Origin of the sequence: Micromonospora orduensis, from assembly GCF_006228125.1 — a bacterium.
Lineage (GTDB): Bacteria > Actinomycetota > Actinomycetes > Mycobacteriales > Micromonosporaceae > Micromonospora > Micromonospora orduensis.
The window spans coordinates 1-6,469 of record NZ_VDFY01000212.1; the positions used below are offsets into that span (position 1 = coordinate 1).

Annotated in this window: 9 protein-coding genes; 4 read left to right on the forward strand and 5 right to left on the reverse strand. The window is 65.4% G+C overall.

Annotated features, from left to right (window positions below; all coding sequences use genetic code 11):
• Positions 1 to 89 precede the first annotated feature (89 nt).
• The 5 genes from FHG89_RS33100 to FHG89_RS24435 are packed head-to-tail and all read right to left on the reverse strand — an operon-like array spanning position 90 to position 3,211.
• Entirely contained in the window at positions 90 to 482 is a 393-nt protein-coding gene (locus FHG89_RS33100) for an S-4TM family putative pore-forming effector (protein ID WP_167517513.1), read from the reverse strand.
• The gene (locus FHG89_RS24420) at positions 479 to 1,375 is read right to left on the reverse strand and encodes a CBASS oligonucleotide cyclase (protein WP_139586752.1); all 897 of its coding nucleotides are present in this window, start codon (positions 1,373 to 1,375) and stop codon (positions 479 to 481) included. Before FHG89_RS24420 ends, FHG89_RS33100 begins: the two co-directional genes overlap by 4 nt.
• Positions 1,372 to 1,893 (reverse strand): HORMA domain containing protein, encoded by a 522-nt coding sequence (locus tag FHG89_RS24425; RefSeq protein WP_139586753.1) that lies wholly within the window; start codon positions 1,891 to 1,893, stop codon positions 1,372 to 1,374. Before FHG89_RS24425 ends, FHG89_RS24420 begins: the two co-directional genes overlap by 4 nt.
• On the reverse strand, positions 1,890 to 2,360 hold the full coding sequence (locus FHG89_RS24430) for a hypothetical protein (RefSeq protein ID WP_139586754.1): 471 nt from the start codon (positions 2,358 to 2,360) through the stop codon (positions 1,890 to 1,892). Before FHG89_RS24430 ends, FHG89_RS24425 begins: the two co-directional genes overlap by 4 nt.
• Positions 2,360 to 3,211, reverse strand: a complete 852-nt coding sequence (locus tag FHG89_RS24435) for an AAA family ATPase (RefSeq protein ID WP_167517514.1) — start codon at positions 3,209 to 3,211, stop codon at positions 2,360 to 2,362. The genes FHG89_RS24430 and FHG89_RS24435 overlap by 1 nt, the downstream gene beginning before the upstream one ends.
• Positions 3,212 to 3,517: 306 nt before the next feature.
• Here FHG89_RS24435 and FHG89_RS24440 point away from each other — a divergent pair, with 306 nt between their 5' ends.
• The 4 genes from FHG89_RS24440 to FHG89_RS24455 all read left to right on the forward strand — a co-directional run bounded on the left by FHG89_RS24440 (position 3,518) and on the right by FHG89_RS24455 (position 6,365).
• Positions 3,518 to 3,988, forward strand: coding sequence for a helix-turn-helix transcriptional regulator (locus FHG89_RS24440; protein ID WP_139586756.1), 471 nt, complete (start codon positions 3,518 to 3,520; stop codon positions 3,986 to 3,988).
• A gap of 21 nt (positions 3,989 to 4,009) precedes the next feature.
• Positions 4,010 to 4,582, forward strand: a complete 573-nt coding sequence (locus FHG89_RS24445; RefSeq protein WP_139586757.1) for an ImmA/IrrE family metallo-endopeptidase — start codon at positions 4,010 to 4,012, stop codon at positions 4,580 to 4,582.
• A 597-nt stretch (positions 4,583 to 5,179) separates the two neighbouring features.
• Positions 5,180 to 5,710 (forward strand): helix-turn-helix domain-containing protein, encoded by a 531-nt coding sequence (locus FHG89_RS24450; protein ID WP_139586758.1) that lies wholly within the window; start codon positions 5,180 to 5,182, stop codon positions 5,708 to 5,710.
• A 4-nt stretch (positions 5,711 to 5,714) separates the two neighbouring features.
• On the forward strand, positions 5,715 to 6,365 hold the full coding sequence (locus FHG89_RS24455) for a PIN domain-containing protein (RefSeq protein WP_139586759.1): 651 nt from the start codon (positions 5,715 to 5,717) through the stop codon (positions 6,363 to 6,365).
• The last annotated feature ends 104 nt before the right edge of the window (positions 6,366 to 6,469 follow it).

Here is a 6,469-nt window from a genome sequence, read left to right on the forward strand (position 1 = left end):
TTCGTCCTCACCGCATCACTCCCGCCAGAACACACCCTGCACTGGTCAATCTGGCGACGAACATCCCAAGCCCGAGCCCGCCGATCCCACTACCAGCACAGACAGGCCAAGTGACGTTGGAGTACTAGGGCGGTATTCCACGGAAGATGGAAGAGGTTGGTGTCGTACAGTTCCTGGACTCGGGCGGCGTGCTGGGTGGCCCTTTGTTCCATCCCAGTGAGCAGGGTGCGGCCGAGGACGAGCCATCCGGCGCTGATGGCGGCGACCAGGTCCGTGGTGGCCGGAATGAACAAGGAGATGATCGGGCCGATCGCGGCGAGAGCAAACGTGCCGAGGGCACGGGCTCGCCGCCAGCGGTGGGCGATTTGGTAGTCGCGGCTGTAGGCGAGGAGCCGGTTGAGGTGCTGTGACTCGTCTTGGCGCTGGGTAATGCGGGCCGGGGCTCCCTCTGGCACGGGCCGGGCCGCAGCGGTGATGGTCATGAGAGCGGGAACAGCGGGCCGAACAGGGCGCGCCATGCGGTCAGAGCTTCGCTGGTGCGTCCGGTCCGGTCGAGGTTGATCGCGGTGGTGCAGGCGGACTCGGCCGCGCGGAGCGCCGTGCGGCCGGTGTCCATCTTCGCTGGGTCGTTGTCCACGACGTCGGAGACGTCGGGTCCGATGTGGGCCGGGTCCGGCCAGCCCTCATCGATGCGGCTGGCGGCGCTCGCGAAGAACTGCCGTAACTCGCGGGGGTGGCTGCCGGTCCACGGGCCGGTGATCAGCTCCAGAGCCATCACCTCGATGAGGAAAGACGGCTCGACCGGGTGCCCCGCGACCTGGTTCCACTTCTTGATCATTTTGACTAGTGGTTTCCACTGCTCCGCGAAGTCCTTGTTCGCGTCCCGTGCTGCGTCATAGTGCAGTTCGGGCTTGGTGTGTACCCACTCGCCGGTGACGTCGTCGGGAATCAGGTAGTGGTCGTCTTTGACGAAGGCGGGCACGACGTCGAAGGACACGACCTCGTCGGCGTCGCTGACGTCATCGACGATCCTTACCCCGAAGTCCACCCGGACGGCGCGCCGGTCGCAGTACACCCGGGCTTCGCCGTAGTAGGGGAGTAGCGCTGCCCGGACGACTTCGAGGATGTCGTGGGGGTGCCGATCGAGGTACTCGGTGTTGCTCAGCACGATCATAATGTCGACGTCGCGCAACGGTTTGGTCTTCGTGTGCCGGCGGTAGGCGCCGGTGAGGAAGTCCCTGGTGATGTTAAGGGTGTCGTCGGAGTCGAGCTGTTCCCGGATGCGTTTCTGCCGGGCACTCGCGGACGCGTCCTCGGTGTCGGTGGTCTCCAGGTTGCGGCGGAACTTGTAGAACGCCTCGGTGACGCTGATCATCCGTTGCTCCTGGTGTAGTAGTGCAGGCCAGCACCGAGGCTGCCGCCACCGATCGCAGTGCCGACAGAGTGTCGGGTGAAGCCGGCGGTCGAGCGGAACGTGGTGGTGGACCAGCCGTCCACCGCTGGATATCCGAGGGCGGTGTCGGCGATCAGCCGGTAGCTGCAGTGCGACGGGTACGAGCCGTTCTTGAGCACCGTGTAGGAGACCGTGTCCGGGTCCAGCCACAACTCGCCGTCACCGTCGCCGTAGTAGCTGTAGTCGATGGTGAAGTCGAAACGCCCCACCAGATCGTCGCTGGCGCGCTTGCCTGGGTCGTAGATTTCCAGCACCAGGCCCTTGAGGTGCCCGGAGTTGAGCCACGCGGCGATGCCCGCCTCCAGCACCGCCCAATCGCCTCTGATCCTGCTGGTGCTCAGGCCGCTCTGCTGGATGATTTGCTTCATCCCGCGCAGCATGTTCGTCGCGACGTGCGTGGTCGTGTGAGCGTAGGTGTTGACGCGGACGGTAGTGGTCACGACCGCTCCAATTCCGCGTAGTCGATCAGGACGTGACCGCTGGTACCCCGCTGCTTCGCTGTGTTAGGAGTGGCGATGCCCTCGGTGACATTACGAACCTCGAAGTGCGGGTGAGGCTCCAACGCGATACGGACATCGTCCAGGTCCGCCGCGCCGCACGGCAGCGAGATCCGCCAGCCGGCCTCGGCCAACGGCCAAGTCGCCAGAGCCGCTGGGTCCTCGCCCTCGACCGCGGCTGCGCCGTGCAACGTGTAGATCCGCACCCGGTCTCCCGCGACCGGCATGACCACGATCGGGGCCTCGCGGGTGTACTCCTCGGCGATCAGCATGGCCACCGTGCTCGTGACCGCCTCCAGGTCAGCGCGAGCGCTGGCATCCGGTGGGGTGAGCAGGCCGATGATTGTGGTCCATGTGGCGACCGACGTGCGGACGGGCACGGACGGTACCTGCCGTGATACGACGCTCATCAGTGGCCGCCCTCCTCGCGCAGTACCGCCAGCAGATCCTGGCCAGTCACCCGGTCGGGATCGCCCTGCGCTTCCGGCTGGTAGGCGCAGGCGGTAGCGACGGCTTTGCGCAGCCGGCGGCCGTCGAGGCCGACCGCTTCCTCGGCCGCCGCGTCCAGCAGCGCTGGTTCAAGCAGCCGACGTGCTCCGGGGAACGCGGCGGCGACCGCCGCAGCGGCGTGCTCAAGGATTTGCCGGCGCGCGGCGCGATCAGGTAGCGGCACCTCGACGATCCAGTCCGCGCGCGAAGCCAACGCCGGATCGAGCGCGTCACTGAAGTTGGTCGTCGCCACGATCAGCATCTGCGGGTGGCGACGGGCGAGCCGATCAAGCCCGACGAGCGCGGCGTCCACCGCCCGGTGCACGTCGACCGGGTTGGCCTCCATCGACAGGGCCGCCCGGTCGGTGAATAGGGTCTCCACCTCGTCGAGCAAGACGATCATCGGGCCGGCGGCGGCGTGCTCGTTCAGCAGGGTGCCGAACAACTGCTCCACCGCACGCTGGCTGCGTCCCAAGGAGGAGCTGGCCAGGCTGTGCGGATCGACCTCCACGAACAACCACTGACCACCGTGTGTGACCGCGCGGGCCACCTGGTTAGCCAGACCCCGCGCCACCGTCGTCTTGCCGACGCCGGGCTTGCCCGTCAGGAGAACGACCCCGTGCAACGGCAGCGCGTCGAATGGCACTGCCGCGCGTAGATGCGCTTCAGCGACCGCCGTCCGCAGCAACCGCTGCTTCATGTCGTCCGGCAGCACGATCGCCGACCACGCGGCAGCGAAGTCGTCGTTCGGCAGCAGCCGCGTGTCGGCCACCCCCGGTGCCGCATCGTCCGGCAGCCGCCTGACCTCAGACCCGCGAAGACTTCGCGTCATGGTCCCCCCAAATCCGAAACGAGCGCCAGCTGACGCCCCTCCCGCGTCGACTCGCGCATTGACGTAGCCCGACGCACGGAGGCGTCGGGCTACGCTTGACATCGAGGACTGTACGGCATGTACCGATCGAGGTACAGCCGAGGGGCGGGTGAGGACCTCGCAGCCTCGGCCCTCGCGTACGCACAAGTTCGCAGAAGGGATAGTTTGATCTCAACGGTCAGTCCAGCTCAGGCGGTGGAGGTGCAGGTGAGCGACCCGATCGACATCGAGCTACTGGGACGGCTCGTGCACGCCGAGCGCCTCAAACGGGGACGGCTCAGTCTCCGCGCTGCAGCCGAGCAGGCCGAGGTGCCGTTCAACACGCTGGCTCGGGTCGAGAAGGGCGACTTACCCGACCTGGCGAACTTCCGACGCATCGTGCACTGGCTCGGCCTGTCGCCCGAGCGGTTCTTCCAGCCGCCCCGGATCAGAACCGAGAACACCCCCGAACTCATTGCCCACCACCTCGCCCGCGACCCGAATCTGACCGACGCCGCCGCCGAGAAAATCGCCGGGCTCGTCCGTGAGCTATACACCAGCCTTGCTGGTACGGAGCAGCCGGTACGCGTACACCTTCGGGCCTCGGCAACGTTCAAGCCTGACGCCTCGCGTAAGCTCTCCACCCTACTTCAACAGATGCAGCAGAAGCTGGAATCCATGCCGCGGGCGGAACACTAGGCGGACGAGGTAGGAAGTCCAATGCGACGAGGCTTCAAGACCGAGGCCGAACGACTAGCCGATCGCACCCGAGCTGAACTCGGGCTTGAACCGTATGCCCACATGTCGATCCGTGACCTCGCCACACACCTCAACATCAAGATCTATCCCGCAGACCATCTCGTTGACCGTGCAGACCTTGAGGAACTGGACGAGTTGCAGCACGGCGCGTTCTCGGCGGCGACGTTCCACCTGCCCGGCGGCCGGACTGTCATCGTATGCAACCCCCTCAGCGAGATCGGGCGAACCAACAGCGACATCGCGCACGAGATCGCCCACGTGCTCCTCAATCATGAGGTCCGAGAAATCCAGCAACTCGCCGGTCACACCTTCTTCACCTGTAACCCCGAACAGGAAGAAGAAGCGAACTGGCTTGCCGGCTGCCTACTTCTGCCCAGGCCGCTACTGCTCCGAGAGGCGTATGCCGCTTCTACCCCAGACGTGATTGCGGCAAAGCATCACGTGAGCGTGCCAATGGCCAGATATCGCCTGAACGCGAGCGGTGTGCTCCTGCAAGTTCAGCGCTCCCGCCCTCGCCGAAGCTCACGGCAATAGCCGTTGCGGCATGCGCCCAGTGTCCGCCGTTAGGCGGTGGCGGTAGCGGTCAGCCGGAACGGCGCGCGGGCCGCTCGTAGCGGGTATGTGCCCAGCGCGGGCAAGGACACCATCGTGACCGGCGGCGGGCCGGGGGTCCGCGGGACCAGCGGCACCCGTCTTAGCGCTGACGCAGCCAGCCCATCACGATGATGAGATCACCGTAGGCTTTAGCTACGATCGCCCGAAAGCTGAAGCCGTTCTAGCAGCGACTGCTGGGCTTCTTAACGTATTCAAGTCGGAGTGATCGCACCTGAAGCGAGATCAGGACTTGGCAGGCGCCACTATAGGCAGTGCTGGGCCAACCCGGCTTGCCTAGGCGTCAAGTGATGGAGCGACTACGTGCGCGCGGACGGGTGCGGCCGAGCAGTGTGGGCCGTAGGGCGTCGATGCCCGCGACTCGCCGCTCGGTGCGCTAGGCGTCGCGGAGGCAGGGGAAGTTGGCTGGGGTGCGTCCTGTGCCTTCAACCGTCACTTCCGCATCACCTCTACCTCGGAGCCGCGTTTGGTAGACGCAGGAAACGAAGGAGGTTACGATGCTTTCGAAGAGGAGGGGCCATGACTGCAGCTGCTCTGAAGGAAGAGACGTACCTGCCAGAAGCTGATGGGCAGGTCGCCCAAGTCCACGACTTTATGCAAGCTCATGAGAGGGCGGGCCGGGGGCCGGTGGCGCCACGGTGCTTCCTTGCCGGAGCTACCCCTGGTGATCGCGTCGAGCTTCCAGCTGAGCTTTACGGCGTGCTTCGCCAGGTTGTTGAGGCCCTTCAGCAGGGGTTTGCAGTAACTGTGGCTCCGCGGACGCTGAAGCTGACGACCCAGCAAGCCGCCGATCTGCTTGGAGTCAGTCGGCCTACAGTCGTCAAGCTGCTCGACGAGGGCAAGATTCCGTTTGAGCGACTGGGAACCCACCGCCGAGTCCTTCTGCCCGACCTGCTTGCGTACAGGGCGCAGCGCAGGGCCGAGCAGTATGCTGCGCTTGAGGCAACCTCGGTGGACATCAATGACGAAGAGGACCTCGAGGCGGTGATGCAGCGGCTGCGCAAGGCGCGTCGTGCAGTCGCGCGTCGCCGGAGGGGCCTGACAGAATAGACGCGTGTTCACAGCCCTCCTCGACACCTGTGTTCTCTGGCCCGATTTGCAGCGCGACTTCCTGCTGTCCCTTGCCATTGAGGGGATGTATCGGCCCGTGTGGAGCTCCGTCGTGCTCGAAGAGTTGGAGTACGAGCAGAGGACGAAGTTGATCGAGCGGGGCACGGAGGCTGAGGAAGCCGCTAGGCGGGCGCGACGCCTCGTCGAGCAGATGCGACAGCATTTCGACGATGCCGAGGTCGGTGGGTGGGAAGGCCTGGAGGGCACGTATGGCCTTCCCGACCCTGACGACGAGCATCTGGTCGCCGCTGCGGTTGTAGCCAATGCTGGCGCGATCATCACCCTGAACGTGAGAGACCTGCCGTCGGACAGGTTGCCTCGCGGACTGCAAGTGCTCTCACCTAAGGAGTTTGCGGCCAATACCGTCTCCCTTGACCCTGTGAGGGCTTGTGCTGCCGTGGCCACCATAGCCAAGCGCTCAGGCAGGATGGGTCCTATTCAGACTGAAGAGGATATCTTGGAGACCCTCACCCGCCGCTACGGGATGACATCGGCGGTAGAGATGATGCGTCAGGCTGCGGTTGACACGTCGCGTGTGCGGCCTCCGCAGCCTCGCGTCAGTGAATCGGGGCGGGTCTGCTGCACCGATAGGTGACATCTGAGTTGGCTTGCCCTGGTGGCGGGCTGGAAGGATGTTGCTGTGCCCAAGCCCTACCCCCGTGAGTTCCGCGATGACGTTGTGCGGGTGGCCCGTGATCG

Bases quoted from the DNA above. Each gene is read 5' to 3' on its own strand.
- FHG89_RS24420 (WP_139586752.1), bottom strand. From the start codon at position 1,375: ATGATCAGCGTCACCGAGGCGTTCTACAAGTTCCGCCGCAACCTGGAG.
- FHG89_RS24430 (WP_139586754.1), bottom strand. From the start codon at position 2,360: ATGAGCGTCGTATCACGGCAGGTACCGTCCGTGCCCGTCCGCACGTCG.
- FHG89_RS24450 (WP_139586758.1), top strand. From the start codon at position 5,180: ATGACTGCAGCTGCTCTGAAGGAAGAGACGTACCTGCCAGAAGCTGAT.
- FHG89_RS33100 (WP_167517513.1), bottom strand. From the start codon at position 482: ATGACCATCACCGCTGCGGCCCGGCCCGTGCCAGAGGGAGCCCCGGCC.
- FHG89_RS24445 (WP_139586757.1), top strand. From the start codon at position 4,010: ATGCGACGAGGCTTCAAGACCGAGGCCGAACGACTAGCCGATCGCACC.